This window comes from Streptomyces sp. JH14 (assembly GCF_029428675.1).
In the GTDB taxonomy this organism is placed as follows: Bacteria; Actinomycetota; Actinomycetes; order Streptomycetales; family Streptomycetaceae; genus Streptomyces.
The window spans coordinates 2,557,220-2,577,617 of sequence record NZ_JAJNEL010000001.1 but is presented as its reverse complement, the minus strand read 5'-3'; the positions used below and the strand labels follow the sequence as shown (position 1 = coordinate 2,577,617).

The following is a 20,398-nucleotide window of genomic DNA, read 5'->3' as shown; positions in this document are numbered from 1 at the left end:
CTGGAGAACCTCCCGTGAAGGAAAGCACGAGTCCCAGGATCGGCATCCTGGTGGTCGCGTACAACGCCGAGACGACGCTGGAGAACACCCTCGACCGGATTCCGGAGGACTTCCGGTCCCGGGTCTCCGAGATCCTGATTCTCGACGACGCTAGCCACGACGCGACCTTCACCGCAGGATGTCGCTGGTCGCAGACCGAGGGAATGCCGCGGACCGTGGTGATGCGGCACACCAAGAATCTCGGGTACGGCGGAAATCAGAAGGCCGGATATGCACTGGCCGCAGCGCACGGACTGGACATCATCGTGCTGCTGCACGGCGACGGACAGTACGCACCCGAATATCTGCCCGAGATGATCGAACCCATCGAACGCGGCGAATGCGAAGCGGTGTTCGGATCGCGAATGATGAAGTCCGGCAGCGCCCTCAAGGGCGGTATGCCGATGTACAAATGGCTCGGCAACCGCATTCTCACCCGTCTGGAGAACGGACTCCTCGGCTCGAAGCTCACCGAATTCCACTCCGGATACCGCGCCTACAGCGTCGACGCGCTCAAGAAGCTGCCGATCGACCGGAACACCGACGCGTTCGACTTCGACACCCAGATCATCGTCCAGCTGCTCAACGAAGGAATGCGGATCAAGGAGATCCCCGTTCCGACGTACTACGGCGACGAGATCTGTTACGTCAACGGCATGAAGTACGCGAAGGACGTCGTCAAGGACGTCCTCGAATACCGCCTGGCCGTCAAGGGGTTCGGTACCTGCGCCTGGATCCCCAAGCCCGTCGAGTACGCCTTCAAGGAGGGCGACGGTTCCTCGCACGCCGTCATCCTGGAGAAGATGCGAGCGCTGCCGCCCGGCCGCGTCCTCGATCTCGGCTGCTCCGGCGGCCTGTTCGCACAGCGCCTCGAAGCACTCGGCCACGAAGTGACCGGTCTCGACTACGTCGAGGTCCCGGGCGTCCGCGAGAAGTGCACGCACTTCCACCTCGCCGACCTCGAGGACGGTCTGCCCGCCGAGATCGGTACCGACTTCGACTACGTGGTCGCCGGCGATGTCATCGAGCACCTCTCCCGTCCCGAGCGCGTCCTCTCCGAGGTCGCGACCGTGCTGCGACCGGGCGGCCGTGTGCTGCTGTCCGTGCCGAACTTCAGCCACTGGTACGCACGGCTGCGGGTCGCTCTCGGGGTCTTCGACTACGACCGGCGCGGCATCCTCGACGAGACGCACCTGCGCTTCTTCACCCGGGCCAGCCTGCGCCGCACCGTCCGGAACGCGGGCTACGACGTGCTCGGCATCACCCCCACCGGGGCGCCGTTCTGGTCACTGCTCGGGGGCCGCGGACCGGTCACCGCAACCCTCGGCGGGCTGTCGAAGCTGCTGACCAGGATCCGGCCGACGCTGTTCGGCTATCAGTACGTCGCACTGCTCACCCCGCATGCGGCCGAGACGATCATCGCTGGAGAGCACGTCGATGTACAGGAAATCCTCAACCGACAGTACGCCCCCGCCGACCGGATCAGGGTCTGACCATCCGACTGCCGACGTGCCCGCCCCCACGCAATCCGCCGGGCCAGGGCCCGCTGCCGCAGTCAGGAGCAAGACCTTGACCCTGCCCAGTCTGATGCTGCTCCTGTTCGCCGTGTTCGCGTCGGCGGGCGGTCAGATCATGCTCAAACACGGGATGAAGAGCGCCGCGGCAGCCGCCGGGCGCGAGGGCGGATCCCTTGCGATCCGCGCGGCGACCAGCCCGTGGGTCGTCCTGGGGCTCCTCGTCTTCGCGGTGTCCGCGCTCGCCTGGATGGCGACGCTGGCCAAGGTGCCGCTGAGCATCGCCTACCCGTTCAACGCGCTCGGCTATCTGCTGATCGTGCTGGCCGGATCCACGGTGCTGCACGAGCGGACCTCGATGTGGACCTGGACCGGCTCCCTGCTCGTGATCATCGGCCTCGCCACGGTCATGGCCGGCCAGCAACGCTGAGCGGCCCCCGCCGGACGGGCGGGCGGCCGCGGAATCAGACCCGTCCGGCGAGCGAAGGCAGACGCTCGCCGGACGACCCGATCACACGTCCTCGCCGAGCAGCACGCTGCGCACCACCCGTTCGGCCGCCCGCCCGTCGTCGTACGGGCAGAACCTCGCCCGGAAAGCCGCCCGCAGCGCCTCGTTCTCCGGACTGTTCCAGCTGCCGTCGAGGAAGATCCGGGCCAGTTCGTCCGTGCTGGTGGAGACCGCCCCGGGGGTGTCGCCCGGCTTGCCGGACAGCAGATCGAAGCAGACCCCGCGGACCGTGCGGTACGTCTCCCAGTCCGGGGCGTGCACCACGATCGGGCGGTCCAGGGCGGCGTAGTCGAACATCACCGACGAGTAGTCCGTCACCAGCGCGTCCGCCGCCAGGAACAGCTCCTCGATCCGCGGATGGTCGCAGACGTCGAGGATCGTCGGACGGTCCGGCAGCCCCGCACCCTCGTAGAAGTAGTGCGCGCGGACCATGATCACCGTGTCGGGGCCGAGCGCGTCGGCGAGCCGTTCCAGATCGATCCGGCTCGTGAACAACGCCTCGTAGTCCCGGTGCGTGGGCGCGTACAGCACGCTGCGCAGACCGGGGCGGATGCCGAGCCCGGCCCGGATCTCCGCGATCTGCCCGGCGGTCGCCGTGGTGAGGACGTCGTTGCGCGGATAGCCCGTTTCGAGCGTCCGCGCGGCGCTCGGGTAGGCGCGTGACCACACCTCCGTGGAGTGCGGATTGGCGGAGACGCTCCAGTCCCACCGGTCGACGCGCTGCAGCAGCCGGTCGAAGTTCAGCCCCTGGGCCGCTGCCGGATAGTCCTGCTGATCCAGACCCATGATCTTCAGCGGGGTGCCGTGATGGGTCATCACATGGATCTGACCGGGGCGCTTGACCAGGTGGTCGGGGAAGTTGACGTTGTTGAAGAAGTACGTGGCACGGGCCATCGTCGCCCAGTACCGGCGGGTCCCCGCCACCACATGGTCGATGCCGGGCGGTACCGAGGCCCGCTGGTTCTTCGACACCACCCAGACCCCGCGCACCTGCGGGGCCAGCTCCTGGGCCTTGCGGAAGATCGCCTCCGGGTTGCAGCTGACCCCGCGGTTCCAGTACGCGGCGTAGACGGCGAGTCCGCTGTCCAGCGGACGCCTGCGCTGCCACCAGTAGTAGCGCGCGGTCAGTGTGCGCTTCGCCTGAGCCCGCAGGGCGCCGGGCACGGACCGCATCCACCGGCGCAGGGCGAGGGCGGCGTCGAGGCTGCCGAGCGCGGCGTAGCGGCCGCCGCCGATCAGTCGCGGCCGCAGACCCCTGGCCCCGCCGGGGGACCGGTACCCCTCGGGCCGGTGCGTACGGTGGAACGCGGCCACGGAGCGCACGTACCGCCGGCGTCGGCGCTCCACCGACGGATATCCGGACAGCAGCTCCTGGGAGGCGCGTTCGAAGAGGAGGGTCCGCAGGGGGTGCAGGGCCGGCCGGTCCTGGACGAACGTCATCAGCCCCGCGTACGCCTCGACGAGGTGGAGCGGTGTCGTGCCGTCGGTCGGCTCCGACTCGTCGACGAGGTCCGGAAGATAGCGCTGCCTTCGGTGTTCGACGCAGGCCACCGGCAGGACGGCGATGGATTCGGCCGCGGCCAGCGTCTGCAGCGCGTACATCCGCTCGCCGTGCTGACCGGGCCCGAAGGCCAGCTTCTCGGACTCGTGGAGAGTGCGGCGTACGGCCCGGTTCCAGGAGACCTGGGCGAGGTCGAGGAGTTCGGGGTGGCCGGCGAGGGTGAGGCGGCCCGCGGGCAGCTCGCCCAGCAGCTCCAGCGACCGGGTCGGGCGGGGCCGGCCGCGGAACGGCCGCTTGTGGTGGCCGAACAGCAGCAGCTCCGGGTCGCCCGCTGCGTCCAGCGCCCCGGCCACGGCCTGCAGCGCGCCCGGCAGCAGGACGAAGTTCCCCTCCAGGAAGATCAGGTGGTCTCCGACGGCCCGCTCGGCCCCGGCGTTGCGCCGTCCGGCGGGACCCGCGCCCTCTCCGGGCGGCAGGTGGATCGCCTGTACCCGGTGGTCCAGGGCGGCGAACTCGTCGAGCAGCAGCCCCGAACCGTCCGGTGACCCGTCGTCGACACCGATCACCTCGAAGTCAGTGAACGACTGCGAGAGCACCGATTCCAGGCACTCGCGCAGATGTCCTCGGACGCGACGGACGGGGATGATGACACTCAGCCGGGGCATACACGCTCTTTCTCGTGGGGCAGCGGGGACAAGGGGACAGCGGGCAGCGGCACGTCGGGCGGTCGGTCAGGCGGGTGCCGGGACCGGCGCTTTCGGCGCCGGCCGCCCGTTCGCCACCGACGCGGGGGGCACCTGCACGGTCGTGTCGCGGAGGAAGCCCCGGCGCATCACCCGCGGCGCGGCGTGCCCGTCGTCGCGGGGACGGAACCGGACGCGGAAGTCCGCCCGCGGTCGCGCGGACCGGGGGCGCCGGTGGTCCGTGAGGAGGGCGCCGGTGCCACGGGCCGCCTCGTACGTCTCCCGGTCGCCGCAGTGGACGACGCCCGGCCGGCCCGGCGACGAGCGGTCGAGGGTGCCGTCACCGTCCAGGAGGATCAGGCGGTCGCCGGTGGCCTGTGCCGTCCCGGCGTCATGGGGACCGGGGCCGACGTCCCGCGGCGGCCGCGGGGCCCGCACCCGGCTGCCGCGGGCGGCGGACCCGTCGACGGTCGCGCCGCAGGAGCCGGGTGAGCAGTCGTCGACCGCAGTGATCTCGGCGTCCTCGCAGGACCGGCCGAGCATTGGGTCCGGGCTCTCGTGCGGACACGCCTGAACCCGGCATGCGGGCACGATGACACTGAACCGGGGCACAACACATCCATGGGTCGTTCGCTGGCGCGGGCGGGTGTTCCGCAAACGGTCAATGGAGTGCAGGAGTTACGCCGAAACGTGGCATTCGCGCGAAGTTCCAGGTGGGGCGAGCTCGTTAGGGTGAACGAGGCTCGCCCCACGTTGACGTACATCTGTGTGACGCGTGGCCGGCCGGGCGCGCGGACGAGCGATGCCGGCGGCGTGCGGGCGTCCCTACTTGACCGCGCCCGCCATCACCCCCGAGACGAACTGGCGCTGGAAGGCGAAGAACACCGCGAGCGGAATCACCATCGACACGAAGGCGCCGGGCGCCAGGACATCGATGTTGTTGCCGAACTGCCGTACCTGCTGCTGCAACGCCACGGTGATCGGCGGGGAGTCGGAGTCCGCGAAGATCAGCGCGACCAGCATGTCGTTCCACACCCAGAGGAACTGGAAGATCCCGAGCGAGGCGATCGCCGGACCGCCCAGCGGCATCACGACCCGGGTGAAGAGCCGGATCTCGCCCGCCCCGTCGAGCCGGGCCGCCTCCAGGAGCTCGCGCGGGATCTCCGCGAAGAAGTTCCGCAGCAGGAAGATCGCGAAGGGCAGACCGAACGCCGTGTGGAAGAGGATCACGCCCAGGGTCGTCTCGAAGATCCCGATCTCGCCGAAGAGCTTGGAGACCGGCACGAGGGCGACCTGTACCGGGACCACGAGCAGACCGACGACCAGCAGGAACCACCAGTCGCGACCCGGGAAGTCCATCCACGCGAAGGCGTACCCGGCGAGCGAGCCGATCACCACGACGAGGACCGTCGCCGGCACCGTGATCAGCACCGTGCTCAGAAGGGAGTGCGTGATGGTCGAATTGTCCAGCAGGCGGGAGTAGTTGTCGAAGGTGAGCTGGGACGGTGCGGTGAAGACCTTCCACCAGCCGGTCGCCGCGATCTCGTCACCGCTGCGCAGCGAGGAGAGCAGCAGGCCGATGGTCGGCATCAGCCAGAACAGGCCCACCAGGACGAGGAAGACCCGCATCGCACCGCCTCCGGCGCGAGCCGCGATCCGTGCGCCGAGGGACTGCTTCGCCTGCACCGCTCCGGTGGCCGTGGGCGTGCGGGTGGCCGTGGCCGTGGCGGACGGGGTGGTCATCGGCGCCCCTCCTTCCGGATTCGCCTGATGTTGAAGACCATCACCGGGATCACCAGCAGCAGCAGGAGTACGGCGATGGCGCTGCCGATGCCCAGGTCCGCGTCCGTGCCGAACGAGGACCGGTACAGCTGGAGGGCCAGGACGTTCGCGTCGTCCTGGGAGGAGCCCGGGGCGATGATGAACACCAGGTCGAAGATCTTCAGGACATTGATCATCAGTGTGACGAGGACGACCGCGAGCACGGGCGCGAGCAACGGCACCGTGATCCGGCGGAACACCTGCCACTCGTTCGCGCCGTCCACCCGTGCCGCTTCGAGGAGTTCACGCGGCAGCCCGGCGAGTCCCGCCGCGATCAGCACCATCGCGAAGCCCGCCCACATCCACACGTAGCTGCCGATGATGCCCGGCGTCACCAGCGTCGGTCCGAGCCAGTCGACGCCGTTGTACGGCTCCTTGAAGTTCGACGCGGGGAGCCGCAGCAGGGCGCCGTCGGCCGACCCCGGCAGGGTGAACGTGCCGTCCGCCGCCGCTGTCGCCGAGGCGACCGTCCTGCCGTCCCGGACCGCCTCGACCTCGAGGCCCCTCAGGCCGAGCTCCTCGGTGTCGATGACATTGGGTTTGCCGCCACCGCCCTTGGTGAAGTCCAGCCACGCGGTGCCGGTGATCTTCCCGGGCTCCGTGGGCGCGGCCTTCGCGGGCTTCGCGTCGCCCGGCATCTTCGCGGGGGCCACACCGACCAGCGGCAGGGAGACCGGTTCGCCGGCCCGGACCGGCACCTTCGTGACGAACGATCCGCCGCCACCCGCCTCGAGCGGGTGGACCGGCAGCGGGTGCGCGTTCGGATAGCCGGCCGACTCGGCGAACGTGTCGTGCACACCCACCCATACGGCGTTGGCGACCCCGCGCTCCGGCGCCTGGTCGTACACCAGCCGGAAGATGATGCCCGCGGCCAGCATCGAGATGGCCATCGGCATGAAGACGATCAGCTTGAACGCCGTACCCCAGCGGATCCGCTCGGTCAGCACCGCGAAGATCAGCCCGAGCGCGGTGGAGACCGTCGGCGCGAAGACGACCCAGATCGCGTTGTTCTTGACCGCCGTACGGATGGTGTCGTCCGTGAACAGCGCCTTGTAGTTGCCGAGACCGGCGAAGCCCGTACCCGCCTGGTCGAAGAATGACCGGTAGACGGAGTACACGATCGGATAGACCACGAGCGCGCCGAGCAGGACCAGTGCGGGCAGCAGGAACACCGTTGCGACGGCCTTCCGGGTGCCGGTCACACTCCTGCGGGGCCGCGGTGACCGTTGGCGCTCGGAGCGCCCAGGGAGACGCTTGTCGGCGGGGGGCACCGTCTCGGCGCCCCCCGCTGCCGCTGTCGTCATCCCGTCAGCTCTTGTACGCCTTGGCCGCGTCGGACTCCAGTTTCGCCTGGGTCCCCGCGATGTCCTTCGGGTTCTTCAGGAAGTCCTGGAGGGTCTTCCACTCGCCCTTCCCGGGCGTCCCGCCGAACGACTGCGGGGCCTGGTCGGACATGTCGAACCGGACGGCGTCACCGGCCGCGATCAGCGCCTTCGCCATGGTGCGCTGCACCTCGTTCGGATACGCGGCGGTGTCCAGGGCCTTGTTCGGCGAGATGAATCCGCCCTGCTCGGCCCAGATCTTCGCCGCATCCGTCGAGGACAGCCAGGTCAGCAGGGCCTGGGCGCCCTTGCCGTCCTTCAGCGCCACCGCCGCGTCGCCACCCGTCACCACGGGGGACTCGGCGCCGACCGCCGGGAACGGGAAGACCTTGGCATCCGTACCGATCTTCGCCTTGGTCTGGGCGATGTTGATGCCGACGAAGTCGCCCTCGAAGACCATGGCCGCCTTGGGCTGGTCCCCGCCGGTGAACGTCTGCGTGACCGAGGCCGGGAACTCCGTCTGCAGCGCACCGTCGGCGCCGCCCGCGATCAGGGACGGCTTGCCGAAGAGCTGCGCGAGCGTGGTCAGCGCGTCCTTGACGGACGGGTCCGTCCACTTGATCGTGTGCTGGGCCAGCTGGTCGTACTTCTCCGGGCCGGCCTGGGAGAGATAGATGTTCTCGAACCAGTCGGTGAGGGTCCAGCCGTCCGCCCCGCCGACCGAGACCGGGGTGACACCCGAGGCGGAGACCGTCTCGGCCGTCGACAGGAAGTCCTTCCAGGTCTTCGGCTCGCTCGCGCCCGCGTTCTCGAACGCCTTGGCGTTGTACCAGACCAGGGACTTGTTGGCGGCCTTGAAGTAGACGCCGTACTGGGTGCCGTCCACCGCGCCGAGGTCCTGCCAGACCTTCGAGTAGTTCTTCTGCAACTGGGCCTTGGCGTCGGCGCCGACCGGCTTGGCCCACTTCTTCTCCACGGCCTGCTTGATCGCGCCGACCTGAGGGATCATCGCGACGTCCGGCGGCTGACCGCCCGCGATCTTCGTACCGAGGAAGTTGACGATCGGGTCCTGCGCGGGAACGAAGGTGACCGTGGCGCCCGTGCGCTTCTCGAACTCCTTGAGGACCTTGACGAAGTTGGCCTGCTCGGGGCCGGTCCAGACGGCCGCGACCGAGATCTTCTCGCCGTCCAGCTTGGGCAGTGCGACGCCCGAAGGGGTCTCCCCGGACCCCCCGCCCGCCTTTTCCTTGCCGCTGCCGCCGTCGTCACCGCAGCCGGTGAGGGCCAGTGCGCCGATGGCGGTGAAGACCATGGCGGCCCTGCGAATCCGAAGCGTTGTGCGCATCCGTGCCCCGTCTCTTCCGTGCGCCTGCCCGTACGTGTGGGCTGGTGTCCGTGTCCCTGTGCCTGCGCCCGTCTCTGTATCTGCGTGTGTGCTCCTGTGCGCACACAGTCCTACGCCCGGTGCACGGGCGCCGCAATACCGCTTTCCGTGTCAACTCATTGATCGTGATGGGCTCGTGACGTGAAGTCAGGCACGCTCTGTCACCGGGCGGGCCCGGAGGATCGAGCCCGCCCGGTGAGGGACGGCGGCAGCCGGTGAGGGCCGAGGGCGCCTCAGGGGTGGTGAGGCACGAGCGGAGCTATTCGCTCGGCGTTCACCGAACGGGCCGCCCGGTCCAGCGCGCTGGCCAGCAGCGCCAGGTCCGTCGGCCCGTTGCCGAGCTCACGGACCGGGCGCCGGGTGGGCGGGTCGCCCATCCGCTCCCACTCCAGCGGGACGACGGTGGGGCGAAGCGTTGCGGTACGGGGAATGCGGCCTGTCACCCGGCCGCCCTGGAACGGTGTCACCCGCCCGTCCGGATGCCCCAGCCTTCCCCGGCCGGGTGCCGGGTCCTCCGGCGACGGCGGCATGACGGGCGCGTCGAGCACCACCCGCAGCCGTGCCCCATGGGCCAGCTCCGTGTCCTCGGTGCGGTCGGGACGGGCGGACGTCGCGACCAGATGCACGCCCAGCCGGCCGCCGTCCCGCGCGACGGCCTCCAGTGCCCGGACGACCGAGCCGGCGGCGGGCCGGCCGGGACTGCCGAGCGCGGGTGCGACCAGCGCATCGAAGTCGTCGACGAGCACGACGAGCCGGGGCAGCGGCGACGGACCGGGATCGACGGACCGCGCGGCGGCGGGCCGCAACCGGAGCGTGCCACTCATCGCCGAATCCAGATCACCGCGCTGCTCGGCGGCGCTCGGGGCCCGCTGACCGACCATCCGCTGTGCGACCTCGTGCCGGGCGTGCCAGTCGTCGAAGTCGAACCGTCCGAGCAGCTCGGCCCGCCGCTTCAGCTCGCCGCCCAGCGCCTGGGCGAACTCGCGCATCCGCAGCGGATCGGATGCCGTCAAGTGCATGAACGCATGCGGGAGTTCGGTACAGGGCCGCAGGCTCTCGCCGCGCTCGCCACCGGCGCCGTCGACGAGCAGAATGCCGAGCCGGTCGGGCCGCGCGGCGGCTGCGAGCGAGGCGGCCACGGTGCGCAGCAACTCGGTACGTCCGCTGCCGGCCGGTCCCTCGATGAGGAGATGGGGCCCCTCGTCGGCCAGATCGACACTGAGCGCACCCCGGGGCCCGGCCCCGAGCACAACGATGGGCCGCGCGGCGAGGGCCGGGGCGGCTTCACCGGCCCGGTCCGGGCTCCCGGCCGCGGCCGTCCGAACAGCGACCTGGGGCGCGTCACCGCTGCGGTCCCCGCTCACGCGGCTCACGGCTCGCCCGGGAACGGTGCGGGAGCCGGACGGATCGCCACCGGTCCACTCATCGCGCTGCGCGCCGATGCGGGGGGCGGCGGGGTACGGGGTGCGGCCCGAGCCGGAAACGTCTCCACCCGGGTACGGCGTGCGGCCGGAGTCCGGGGTGAGCGTCCCCGGGTAGGCGGTGCGTCCGGACGATGACGGTTCGGTGCCGGGGTAGGAGGTGCGGCCGGAGTCGGGGTCTGTCCGCGGGTACGGGGTGCGGCCGGACCCGGACGGGGCGCTGCCGGGGTAGGGCGTGCGTCCCGACGGTGACGAGTCGCTGCCGGGGTACGGCGTGCGTCCGCTGCCGGGGGCATCCGTCCCCGGGTACGGGGTGTCCGTGCCCGGGTAGAGGGTGCGCCCGGATCCGGTGCCCGACAGGCCGTTCTCGCCGCGTGCCGACGTATGCCTCGGCGTGCCCGCGTGCGTGTCGTTTTCCGTGCCGGGATACGGGTCGCCGCCCGGGTACGGCGTGCGCCCCGATCCGTACGCGTCGTCCGCCTCGTGGGCAGCCGGGTGCGCGGGCGGCAGCGCGCCGCCCTGTCCGCCGCTGCCGGCCGTGCGCTGTGCGCCCACGCGTGGGCCCGCACCGGCCGGGTACGGGGTGCGGCCCGAATCGTGGGCGGCTACGGGGGGTACCTGGATGCTGCCGAGCCCATGGACCGTCGCTCCCGGCTGATCGTCCGACGTCGAGGCCCAGCGGGCCATCAGCGAGGCCGGGGTGGCCCTGGCGAGGCCCAGTTCGTCCAGCAGACGGGCGGACGGCGGGAGGGCGGCCGCCACCGGGCGGCCGGGTGCCGTCGCCGTACCGTACGTGCGCAACGGGGCCAGCGCCCGCCCGAACCGTTCCGCCCAGGCCGCCGACACCGCGTCGACCGCGGCCACCGTGCCGTGCCCCGCGGCCTGCCCGCCCGCTGTGCGCAGCAGCCGTAGTGCCGTCGCCACATCGCCGCTCAGTATCGCCACCGCCCCGCACTCGCGGAACGCGATCGACGCATGGCAGGCCGCCTCGTACGTCGCCGCGACCGGCGAGGTGGGCGACGCGGCCGGGGTCTCGGCCAGACAGATCAGATGGATCCCGGCCGCGGCACCCGCGGCGGCCAGCCGGGCCGTGGTCTCGCGCAGCACCGCGGAGCCGGGGTCGCCGTCGACGATCACCACGGTGTGCGGTCCCGCGTACCGCCGGGCGGCCTCGGCGACCGTGCCCCGGTCGACGCTGGCCCACCCGGTGCCGAGCGGCCCGTCGTCCAGCCGGCGCACCAGCTCCGTCGTACGGGCGGTGGCCTGTTCCCGGTCGTACGCCAGCAGCAGCCGGCAGTCCTGGCCGTGCATCGGCCGCAGATGGGGGAGCCAGCCGAGCCACGCCCACGCGCGCCTGCGCTCGTCCGCGCTGCGGGTGCGGTCCGTACTGATGAGGACGATCTCCAGGTCGGCCGGGGAGTGCAGCACGGCAAGCTGCGCGACCGTCGAACGGGCGAGCCCGGCCAGCCGCTCCCGCGGTCCGGCGAGCCCGAGCGAACCGGCCTCCCGCAGCCCCACGGTCACCGGCACGGCGGGCAGCTCGGCCCGGTCGGTGGTGCCGAGCCTGACCACCAGCGCCTCCGGGTGCGCGGCGGAGCGCTCCCACAGCCGCGGACCGGGTCCGAGCGCGGTCAGCAGCACCGCCGCCGGATCGGGCCATGTCTCCTCGGCCGAGGAGGACGACGAGGCGCGCGAAGCCGTCACGGACGACGACGCGGCCCCGACCGGCCGGCCCGCCGGCCCCGTCTCGTCGGGCGCGGCCTCGTGCACCGGCTCGCCCTTGTTGCCCGCCAGCCTGCGTGCCCAGGCTCCTATCCCGCCGCGCCGGACATCGGGGCGTTCGCCCCGGCCACCGGCCCCGGCCGGTGCCCCGCTCCCGTACGCGGCACCCTCGCCGGGCCCGAAGCGGGGCGGGACGGCGGAGCCGTACGCATGCCCGGAGCCGTACCCGTGCCCGTCCGACCGCGGATCCGACGGCGCATCCAGGCGTACATCCGGCCCGGGCTCCTCCGGGAGAGCTCCGGCCGCCCGGGGCACCCGCAGATGGCCCTCGCCGTCCGGTGCCGTGGCCAGCGTCGGCGTACGCGCCCCCGCCGTGAGCCGGAGCGTCGACTCGCCGAGTCGCAGCAGCGCCCCCGGCTTCAGCCGGACCGGGCGGTCGCGGACCTCCGTACCGTCCAGCGAGGTGCCGTTCGTCGAGCCCAGGTCGGTGACCGAGACCTGGCCGTGCTCGGAGACCGTCACCGCGGCGTGCAGCCGGGACACATCGGGGTCGTCGAGCGGGACGTCCGCGTCGGCGGAGCGGCCGATCCGGATCTGTCCGCCGTGCAGCAGATGGACGCCGCCCGCATCGGGTCCCGCGATCACGTGCAGTTGCGCCGGAACGGCGTCGTCCACCGTCTCGTCGTCGCCCGGGGCCTGGAGCGACAGCACCGCCCCGTCGACCAGCGGCGGCTCGCCCAGCGCGCACCGCTGGGCGTCGAGCCGCTCGCGCCCGGCGAACAGCACCACCGCACCGGTGCCGAGCGAGCCGTCGGGCCCGGAGACGGCTGCGGCCAGGTTGGAGGCCACGGCGGCCAGGGCCGTCCCCGCGGGGGCGGTGACGAGCACGTCACAGGCGCGCGCCGGGGTCTGGCCGCTGCGCGGCGCGAGGACGGTCAGGCGGATCTGCATCGCCGTCAGCGGTCCCTTCTGCGCGGGGTGCCCGGCAGGGGGAAACGCCCTGTGATTCCCCCCACCCGGCACGGACGCGTCGTCCGGTACAGGTCGTCACGTACCGCGGGGCTCCCGCCCCCACGGTTCCGTGCTGGAGGCATCCTCGCACCTGCCACTGACGACACGCCCGGGGGCCACCTCGAATTGATCTTGAGACGTCGGCTGTGGGCCCAAAAGTGCCTGCTTGGGCCGTCCTCCACAGCGGTGCGCCGGAGTCGGCCGGTCGGCCGGAAGCAGCCCTGAGCACATGTGTGCGGCAACATGGCGGCAACCATCCGACCGGTGCGTGCGTCTTCCCCAGGACACGACGAACCACACGTTCCGGACACGACGGATCACCCGCCGTCGACGACCCGGGAACGACGGGCCGGTGTCCCGTTCGAAGGCCATGGAGCGGCATTAGAGTGGGCCGGAAACTCCTGGGCGGTCCCCGGGGGACCGCAAGCACCACGACCAGCAGGGAGCGCATGACGTGCGGCCGGTAGGCAGCAAGTACCTGCTCGAGGAGCCGCTGGGACGCGGCGCCACGGGCACCGTCTGGCGCGCCCGCCAGCGGGAGACCGCGGGTTCCGAAGCGGCCGTCGCGGGCCAGCCCGGCGAGACCGTGGCGATCAAGGTTCTCAAGGAGGAGCTCGCCAACGACGCGGATGTCGTGATGCGGTTCCTGCGTGAGCGCTCCGTGCTGCTGCGGCTCACCCACGAGAACATCGTGCGCACCCGCGACCTGGTCGTGGAGGGCGATCTCCTCGCCCTGGTGATGGACCTGGTCGACGGCCCCGACCTGCACCGCTACCTCCGCGAGAACGGCCCGCTCACCCCGGTCGCCGCCTCGCTCCTCACCGCGCAGATCGCGGACGCGCTGGCCGCCAGTCACGCCGACGGCGTCGTCCACCGCGACCTGAAGCCCGCCAACGTCCTGCTCTCCGAGCGTGACGGCCAGATGCATCCGATGCTCACCGACTTCGGCATCGCCCGGCTCGCCGACTCCCCGGGGCTGACCCGGACGCATGAGTTCGTCGGCACGCCCGCCTATGTGGCGCCGGAGTCCGCCGAGGGCCGCCCGCAGACGTCCGCGGTCGACATCTACGGCGCGGGCATCCTGCTGTACGAGCTGGTCACCGGACGCCCGCCGTTCGCCGGCGGCACCGCCCTCGAAGTGCTGCAGCGGCACCTCAGCGAGGAGCCGCGCCGCCCCACCACCGTCCCGGCGCCGCTGTGGACGGTCATCGAGCGCTGCCTGAGCAAGGACCCGGACCGGCGGCCCAGCGCCGAGAACCTGGCCCGCGGACTGCGTACCGTCGCGGCCGGCATCGGTGTGCACGCGAACTCGGCGCAGATCGCGGCCGCCGACGGCGTGGGCGCCCTGCTCGCCCCCGACCCGGCGCCCCCGGCGGTCCCGGGGACCCAGGGTGCGGCCGACCCGACGCAGGTGCTGCCGAGCAATGCGGGTGCGTACGACCCGAACGCGGCGACCAGCGTGATGAACCACGCCCCCGGCCAGGGCCAGGGGTACGGACAGGGACAGGGCGGGTACGCCGACCCGACCGCGGTCATGCCGCCCGTACCGCAGCGCCCCGACGGTCCGCCGCAGCCCGAGGGCCCGCACCCGTGGCAGTCCCAGCTGCAGGCGGCCCGCGACCGCAACGAGCAGACGCAGGTCCAGTACCTCGATCCGAGCCAGGACCCGCTGCGCCGCCGCCCTCAGCGCCAGCAGCCGCAGCAGCCTCCGCAGCGCCGTCAGCAGCAACAGCCGCAGTACCAGCAGCCGTATCAGCAGCAACAGCAGTACCCGCAACACCAGCAGTACCCCCAGCAACCGCAGCGCCAGCAGCCGCAGCGCCAGCAGTACGCGCCTCCGCAGACGCAGCCGCCCCAGCAGCCGGCGCCGCGCCAGCCCCGCGAGCCGCGGCAGCGCAGCGCCAACCCGACGAAGATCCCGGGCCTCGGCTGCCTCAAGGGCTGTCTGTTCACCCTGGTGCTGCTGTTCGTCGCGAGCTGGCTCATCTGGGAACTGACGCCGCTGCAGGACTGGGTGGCCCAGGGCAAGAGCTACTGGCAGGCGATCGGCGACGGGATCTCGGCCGCCACGGACTGGCTCTCGAAGCTGGGCGGCAGCGGCTCCAACTGAGCGGGCCCGGACCTCGGCCGGGGCGGCGCGGACCATCGGCCGGGCGGGCTCGCACCGCCAACTACGTGGCTTTGTCGACTTCTACGGGTCAATTCGCCCGTAGAAGTGAAGGTTGGCGCCATCCAGGGCACGCAACACCCCGATCGGCGCGTAACTTTGTCGACCGGGGGTCACGAGCGACGGTCCATCGCCAGCCGCTGAGGGAGCAGTCTTGGCACGGAATATCGGCAGCCGTTACACCGCCCACCAGATCCTGGGGCGCGGCAGCGCCGGCACGGTGTGGCTCGGCGAGGGTCCTGAGGGCCCCGTAGCCATAAAGCTCCTCCGCGAGGACCTCGCGTCCGACCAGGAGCTGGTCGGACGCTTCGTCCAGGAGCGCACAGCGCTGCTGGGGCTCGACCATCCGCACATCGTCGGCGTCCGCGACCTCGTCGTGGACGGCAACGACCTCGCGCTGGTCATGAACCTCGTACGAGGCACGGATCTGCGCACCCGCCTCGACCGTGAGCGCCGCCTCGCACCCGAGGCGGCGGTGGCGATCGTCGCGGACGTCGCCGACGGCCTCGCCGCCGCGCACGGCGCCGGAGTGGTCCACCGCGACGTCAAGCCGGAGAACATCCTGCTCGACATGGAGGGCCCGCTCGGTCCCGGCGGCTCGCACCCGGCGCTGCTCACCGACTTCGGTGTGGCGAAGCTCATCGACACCCCGCGCCGCACGAAGGCCACGAAGATCATCGGTACGCCGGACTATCTGGCCCCCGAGATCGTCGAGGGACTTCCGCCGCGCGCCGCCGTGGACATCTACGCCCTGGCGACGGTGCTGTACGAGCTCCTTGCGGGGTTCACACCCTTCGGAGGCGGCCACCCGGGCGCCGTGCTGCGCCGCCATGTCACGGAGACGGTCGTTCCGCTCCCCGGGATCCCCGACGAGCTCTGGCAGCTCCTGGTCCAGTGCCTGGCCAAGGCCCCGGCCTCCCGCCTGCGCGCCTCCGAGCTCGCCGCCCGTCTGCGCGAGCAGCTCCCGCACCTGACCGGCATCCCGCCCCTGGACGTCGACGAGCCGGACGCCGAACCGGAACCGCAGTCCTACGACGAGCAGCAGTACGGCCCCGCCTCCGAGGAGCCCCGCCGCCGCGGCGCGGTCCCCCTGGTCCCCGGTGCGTCCCCGGACTCCAACCGGGACACCCACACGAGCATGCGCGTCCCGGCCCCCGACGAGCTCTCCGGCGGGCCCCTGGGCACGGCCCGCGCCCCGCGCACTCCCGGCCGGCCCCGCCCCGGCTCGGCCCGCAACAAATCGGCCGCCATCCGCAAGCGCCGCATCACGCTCGGCGCGGCAGCGCTCGTGCTGTGCGCGGCCCTGGGGGTGGGCGGCTGGCTGGCGCTGAGCGGCAACGGCGCGGACGCGACACCGCAGGACTCGGGGAACTCCGCACCGGCGGTGCCGTAGGTCCCCGGAAAGCCGGCCACGGTGGTCCCGGACACCCTGGGTACGGGACCACCGGGCGGCCCGGCGGTCCCGTACCCGAGGATTCCGGACCCGTGATCAAGCAGCCCGGGACTGGTCCGCGCCGACAGCCGTTACGCTGGACCCGTGGCAGTCGTCGATATTTCCGAAGAGCTGAAGTCCCTCTCCTCGACCATGGGGTCGATCGAGGCCGTCCTGGACCTGGATGCGCTGAGGGCGGACATTGCCGCGCTCGAGGAGCAGGCGGCGGCGCCGTCCCTCTGGGACGACCCGGAGGCGGCGCAGAAGATCACCAGCAAGCTTTCGCACCTCCAGGCCGAGGTCCGCAAGACCGAGGCCCTCCGCGGCCGTATCGACGATCTCGAGGTTCTCTTCGAGCTCGCCGAGGACGAGGGCGACGCCGACACCCTCGCCGAGGCCGAGCGCGAGCTGGAGTCCGTCAAGAAGGCGCTCGACGAGATGGAGGTCCGCACCCTCCTCTCCGGCGAGTACGACGCCCGTGAGGCCCTGGTCAACATCCGTGCCGAGGCCGGTGGCGTCGACGCCGCCGACTTCGCCGAGAAGCTCCAGCGCATGTACATCCGCTGGGCCGAGCGGCACGGCTACAAGACCGAGGTCTACGAGACGTCGTACGCGGAAGAGGCCGGCATCAAGTCGACCACCTTCGCCGTGCAGGTTCCCTACGCCTACGGCACGCTCTCCGTCGAGCAGGGCACCCACCGGCTCGTCCGGATCTCGCCCTTCGACAACCAGGGGCGCCGCCAGACGTCCTTCGCGGGTGTCGAGGTACTGCCGGTCGTCGAGCAGACCGACCACATCGAGATCGACGAGTCCGAGCTGCGCGTCGACGTGTACCGCTCCTCCGGCCCCGGTGGTCAGGGCGTCAACACGACCGACTCCGCGGTGCGTCTGACGCACCTGCCGACCGGCATCGTCGTCTCCTGCCAGAACGAGCGCTCGCAGATCCAGAACAAGGCGTCCGCGATGAACGTCCTGCAGGCGAAGCTCCTTGAGCGCCGCCGCCAGGAGGAGCAGGCCAAGATGGACGCGCTCAAGGGCGACGGCGGCAACTCCTGGGGCAACCAGATGCGTTCGTACGTCCTGCACCCGTACCAGATGGTCAAGGACCTGCGTACGGAGTTCGAGATCGGCAACCCGGAAGCGGTCTTCAACGGCGAGATCGACGGCTTCCTGGAGGCGGGCATCCGCTGGCGCAAGCAGCGCGAGAAGTAGCAGACGGTTCGTGTGTACGGCGGTGCCGGAGCCCCACGGGGTTCCGGCACCGCCGTTTTCGGTCCCGGGTGCCGCCGTGGCGTGTGCGGAATTCCTTCGCCCCGAAGGGGAGTTGGGGCAGTGAGTTGCGTAGGCCCCGTGGTGAGTGCGTCACAGTCGTGATTCTGAATGGCGGTCAACTGCTCGCAAAACGGTGCACATTGCATGGAACGGGCTTGACGTAGTCCTTAACTCTGGACAGGGTGCTAGTGCAGCATGCGTATGTCCGGGACGGGTGTGGACGGGGGAGGGCGGCTTGGCTACGGCACGATGTGGCCCGGCAGGCCGAGAGCGCAACCCCTGGCAGAGCCGTGAGCCCGCATATGGCTGCTCCATTGACGAGAACAGCTACTGGGGGTAGCAGCAGATGACCAAGAAGACGCGAGTCCGCGTCGCGCGGATAGCCGCGGGCGCGGTTATTGCCGCGGGCGCCTCGCTGACCGCGGCCGGTGCGGCGCAGGCCGTGGGTATCGGTGTCAACATCGGCGGTATCTCCGCCAAGGCCGAGGCCAACGAGGACGGTCTTGACGTCGGCCTGGGTATCCAGGGCGAGGGCGGCGACGCGGCCAGCGGCGGCGACGTCGGTGGCAATGGTGCGACCACCACGGACGGTGGCACTGAGAACGGTGGCGCGGCCGACAACGGCGGTGCGGCCGACAACGGCGGTGCGGCCGACAACGGTGGCGCGGCTGACAACGGCGGTGCCGCGGACAACGGTGGCGCGGCTGACAACGGCGGTGCCGCGGACAACGGTGGCGCGGCTGACAACGGCGGTGCCGCGGACAACGGTGGCGCGGCCGACAACGGCGGTGCCGCGGACAACGGTGGCGCGGCCGACAACGGCGGTGCCGCGGACAACGGTGGCGCGGCCGACAACGGCGGTGCCGCGGACAACGGCGGTGCGGCCGACAACGGTGGCGCGGCCGACAACGGCGGTGCGGCCGACAACGGTGGCGCGGCCGACAACGGCGGTGCGGCCGACAACGGTGGTGGCAACGGCAACGGTGGCGCCAACGGCAACGGTGGCGGCAACGGCGGCGCCGGCACCTCCGGCAGCACCTCCACCGGTGGCGACGACGGTGGCGCCGGCACCTGCACCGTCGACCTCGACGGCGCCGAGTGCGCGGACAACACCGACACCGACTCGGTCGGCAACCAGCCGGTCGAGCAGGGCAAGGGCAAGGACGAGCTCGCCGAGACCGGTGCGGCCGAGACCTCGTTCCTGCTGCTCGGTGCCGCGACGATGATCGCGGGTGGCATCGGCTTCCGCATCCTGCCTCGCCTGGTGAACGGCGCCCGTACGGCCGCCTGAGGCCCGATGGTCGGCAGGTGTGCCTGAACGCACAGAGGGGCCCGGGACAGCCGATCGGCGTCCCGGGCCCCTCTGTGTACGCACCTGCTCACGTACTCACTCCGCCGAGCGGAGCGGCTACAGACAGCTACACGGTCATACGGTCTGGTGCGCCAGCAGTGCAAGCGCCGCCACCAGCACCACCATCAGCGCGATCAGCATCGCCGGGCTCAGGCCCGCGAAGAGTCCCTGCTGCTCTTCCTGCTGCTGCAGCCGTGCGCGGCTGGCCCGGCATACCGGGCACCGGCCCTCGTTCACGGGCGCCGCGCAGTTCGCGCACACCAATCGGTCATAGGTCATGCGCTTTCCTCCTCCCGCGCGGCGGAGCCGCATACGCGTTCTCTCCGCACAACGCTCATGGAAACGCATCCGTTCCCCCTCCACTGTGCCAGCTCGGGCGGATTTCGGCGCGGCCCGCCGGACAACACCCGGTCCGTTCCGGTTCCGGCAGTGCCCGGACGTGGTTCCGTTCCGCCATAAATCGCCCATCACTGGACGCGCGCCTGCACGGCTCAGTCCGCTTCGCGTATGGTCACGCACACCTACTCCCGGCCGACCGTGGTGCATCCGTGATCCGATTCGACAACGTCTCCAAGACCTACCCGAAGCAGAGCCGTCCCGCTCTACGGGATGTGTCTCTCGATATCGAGAAGGGCGAGTTCGTCTTCCTGGTGGGCTCCTCCGGCTCCGGCAAGTCCACCTTCATGCGACTCATCCTGCGCGAAGAGCGTGCCAGCCAGGGCATGGTCCACGTCCTCGGCAAGGACCTCGCGCGCCTGTCCAACTGGAAGGTGCCGCACATGCGCCGCCAGCTGGGCACGGTGTTCCAGGACTTCCGGCTGCTCCCCAACAAGACCGTCGCGGAGAACGTGGCGTTCGCCCAGGAAGTGATCGGCAAGCCGCGCGGCGAGATCCGCAAGGCCGTACCGCAGGTCCTCGACCTCGTCGGCCTCGGCGGCAAGGAGGACCGGATGCCCGGTGAGCTCTCCGGTGGTGAGCAGCAGCGCGTGGCGATCGCGCGGGCGTTCGTGAACCGTCCCATGCTGCTGATCGCGGACGAGCCGACCGGAAACCTGGACCCGCAGACCTCCGTGGGCATCATGAAGCTCCTGGACCGGATCAACCGGACCGGGACCACCGTCATCATGGCGACCCACGACCAGAACATCGTCGACCAGATGCGCAAGCGCGTCATCGAGCTCGAGAAGGGCCGTCTCGTACGCGACCAGGCCCGCGGCGTCTACGGTTACCAGCACTGAGCGGATCCGGCC

The 20,398-nt window shown here is 71.4% G+C and carries 14 protein-coding genes; 7 read left to right on the top strand and 7 right to left on the bottom strand.

Features of this window, described 5'->3' with window-relative positions:
- Positions 1 to 14 precede the first annotated feature (14 nt).
- Together LRD69_RS11540 and LRD69_RS11535 are read left to right on the top strand one after the other, a co-directional pair.
- On the top strand, positions 15 to 1,532 hold the full coding sequence (locus LRD69_RS11540) for a bifunctional glycosyltransferase/class I SAM-dependent methyltransferase (RefSeq protein WP_277326484.1): 1,518 nt from the start codon (positions 15 to 17) through the stop codon (positions 1,530 to 1,532).
- A gap of 76 nt (positions 1,533 to 1,608) precedes the next feature.
- Positions 1,609 to 1,983, top strand: a complete 375-nt coding sequence (locus LRD69_RS11535; protein ID WP_277326483.1) for a hypothetical protein — start codon at positions 1,609 to 1,611, stop codon at positions 1,981 to 1,983.
- 81 nt (positions 1,984 to 2,064) lie between these two features.
- Here the strand turns inward: LRD69_RS11535 and LRD69_RS11530 are convergent, their stop codons facing one another.
- From LRD69_RS11530 to LRD69_RS11505, 6 genes are all read right to left on the bottom strand, one after another.
- Entirely contained in the window at positions 2,065 to 4,227 is a 2,163-nt protein-coding gene (locus LRD69_RS11530; protein ID WP_277326482.1) for a bifunctional glycosyltransferase family 2 protein/CDP-glycerol:glycerophosphate glycerophosphotransferase, read from the bottom strand.
- A 66-nt stretch (positions 4,228 to 4,293) separates the two neighbouring features.
- A complete protein-coding gene (locus tag LRD69_RS11525; RefSeq protein WP_277326481.1) occupies positions 4,294 to 4,788 on the bottom strand; it encodes a hypothetical protein in 495 nt (164 codons plus the stop codon).
- A 282-nt stretch (positions 4,789 to 5,070) separates the two neighbouring features.
- A complete protein-coding gene (locus LRD69_RS11520; protein ID WP_277326480.1) occupies positions 5,071 to 5,988 on the bottom strand; it encodes a carbohydrate ABC transporter permease in 918 nt (305 codons plus the stop codon).
- A complete protein-coding gene (locus LRD69_RS11515) occupies positions 5,985 to 7,370 on the bottom strand; it encodes a sugar ABC transporter permease (protein ID WP_277326479.1) in 1,386 nt (461 codons plus the stop codon). Before LRD69_RS11515 ends, LRD69_RS11520 begins: the two co-directional genes overlap by 4 nt.
- 4 nt (positions 7,371 to 7,374) lie before the next feature.
- The gene (locus LRD69_RS11510; RefSeq protein WP_277326478.1) at positions 7,375 to 8,733 is read right to left on the bottom strand and encodes an extracellular solute-binding protein; all 1,359 of its coding nucleotides are present in this window, start codon (positions 8,731 to 8,733) and stop codon (positions 7,375 to 7,377) included.
- A 272-nt stretch (positions 8,734 to 9,005) separates the two neighbouring features.
- On the bottom strand, positions 9,006 to 12,866 hold the full coding sequence (locus tag LRD69_RS11505; protein WP_277326477.1) for an FHA domain-containing protein: 3,861 nt from the start codon (positions 12,864 to 12,866) through the stop codon (positions 9,006 to 9,008).
- Positions 12,867 to 13,380: 514 nt separating this feature from the next.
- Between LRD69_RS11505 and LRD69_RS11500 the strand changes: the two genes are divergently transcribed.
- The 4 genes from LRD69_RS11500 (at position 13,381) to LRD69_RS11485 (ending at position 19,088) form a co-directional block, all read left to right on the top strand.
- Positions 13,381 to 15,036 (top strand): serine/threonine-protein kinase, encoded by a 1,656-nt coding sequence (locus LRD69_RS11500; protein WP_277326476.1) that lies wholly within the window; start codon positions 13,381 to 13,383, stop codon positions 15,034 to 15,036.
- 211 nt (positions 15,037 to 15,247) lie between these two features.
- Positions 15,248 to 16,486, top strand: a complete 1,239-nt coding sequence (locus tag LRD69_RS11495; RefSeq protein ID WP_277326475.1) for a serine/threonine-protein kinase — start codon at positions 15,248 to 15,250, stop codon at positions 16,484 to 16,486.
- A gap of 144 nt (positions 16,487 to 16,630) precedes the next feature.
- Positions 16,631 to 17,737 (top strand): peptide chain release factor 2, encoded by a 1,107-nt coding sequence (gene prfB / locus LRD69_RS11490; RefSeq protein WP_277326474.1) that lies wholly within the window; start codon positions 16,631 to 16,633, stop codon positions 17,735 to 17,737.
- A 406-nt stretch (positions 17,738 to 18,143) separates the two neighbouring features.
- Positions 18,144 to 19,088 carry a hypothetical protein gene (locus LRD69_RS11485; protein ID WP_277326473.1) on the top strand — a complete coding sequence of 315 codons (945 nt, stop codon included), beginning with the start codon at positions 18,144 to 18,146 and terminating at the stop codon, positions 19,086 to 19,088.
- 135 nt (positions 19,089 to 19,223) lie between these two features.
- Here LRD69_RS11485 and LRD69_RS11480 read toward each other — a convergent pair whose 3' ends face one another.
- Positions 19,224 to 19,427, bottom strand: coding sequence for a hypothetical protein (locus LRD69_RS11480; protein WP_277326472.1), 204 nt, complete (start codon positions 19,425 to 19,427; stop codon positions 19,224 to 19,226).
- Between the two features lie 269 nt (positions 19,428 to 19,696).
- Between LRD69_RS11480 and ftsE the strand changes: the two genes are divergently transcribed.
- Complete coding sequence (gene ftsE, locus LRD69_RS11475; RefSeq protein ID WP_030922922.1) at positions 19,697 to 20,386, top strand: cell division ATP-binding protein FtsE; 690 nt, start codon at positions 19,697 to 19,699, stop codon at positions 20,384 to 20,386.
- Positions 20,387 to 20,398: the final 12 nt, after the last annotated feature.

Excerpts from the sequence above, each read along its gene's own strand:
- LRD69_RS11530 (WP_277326482.1), bottom strand. The coding sequence starts at position 4,227 with ATGCCCCGGCTGAGTGTCATCATCCCCGTCCGTCGCGTCCGAGGACAT.
- LRD69_RS11525 (WP_277326481.1), bottom strand. The coding sequence starts at position 4,788 with ATGCTCGGCCGGTCCTGCGAGGACGCCGAGATCACTGCGGTCGACGAC.
- LRD69_RS11520 (WP_277326480.1), bottom strand. The coding sequence starts at position 5,988 with ATGACCACCCCGTCCGCCACGGCCACGGCCACCCGCACGCCCACGGCC.
- LRD69_RS11515 (WP_277326479.1), bottom strand. The coding sequence starts at position 7,370 with ATGACGACAGCGGCAGCGGGGGGCGCCGAGACGGTGCCCCCCGCCGAC.
- LRD69_RS11510 (WP_277326478.1), bottom strand. The coding sequence starts at position 8,733 with ATGCGCACAACGCTTCGGATTCGCAGGGCCGCCATGGTCTTCACCGCC.
- LRD69_RS11505 (WP_277326477.1), bottom strand. The coding sequence starts at position 12,866 with ATGCAGATCCGCCTGACCGTCCTCGCGCCGCGCAGCGGCCAGACCCCG.
- LRD69_RS11485 (WP_277326473.1), top strand. The coding sequence starts at position 18,144 with ATGACCAAGAAGACGCGAGTCCGCGTCGCGCGGATAGCCGCGGGCGCG.
- LRD69_RS11480 (WP_277326472.1), bottom strand. The coding sequence starts at position 19,427 with ATGACCTATGACCGATTGGTGTGCGCGAACTGCGCGGCGCCCGTGAAC.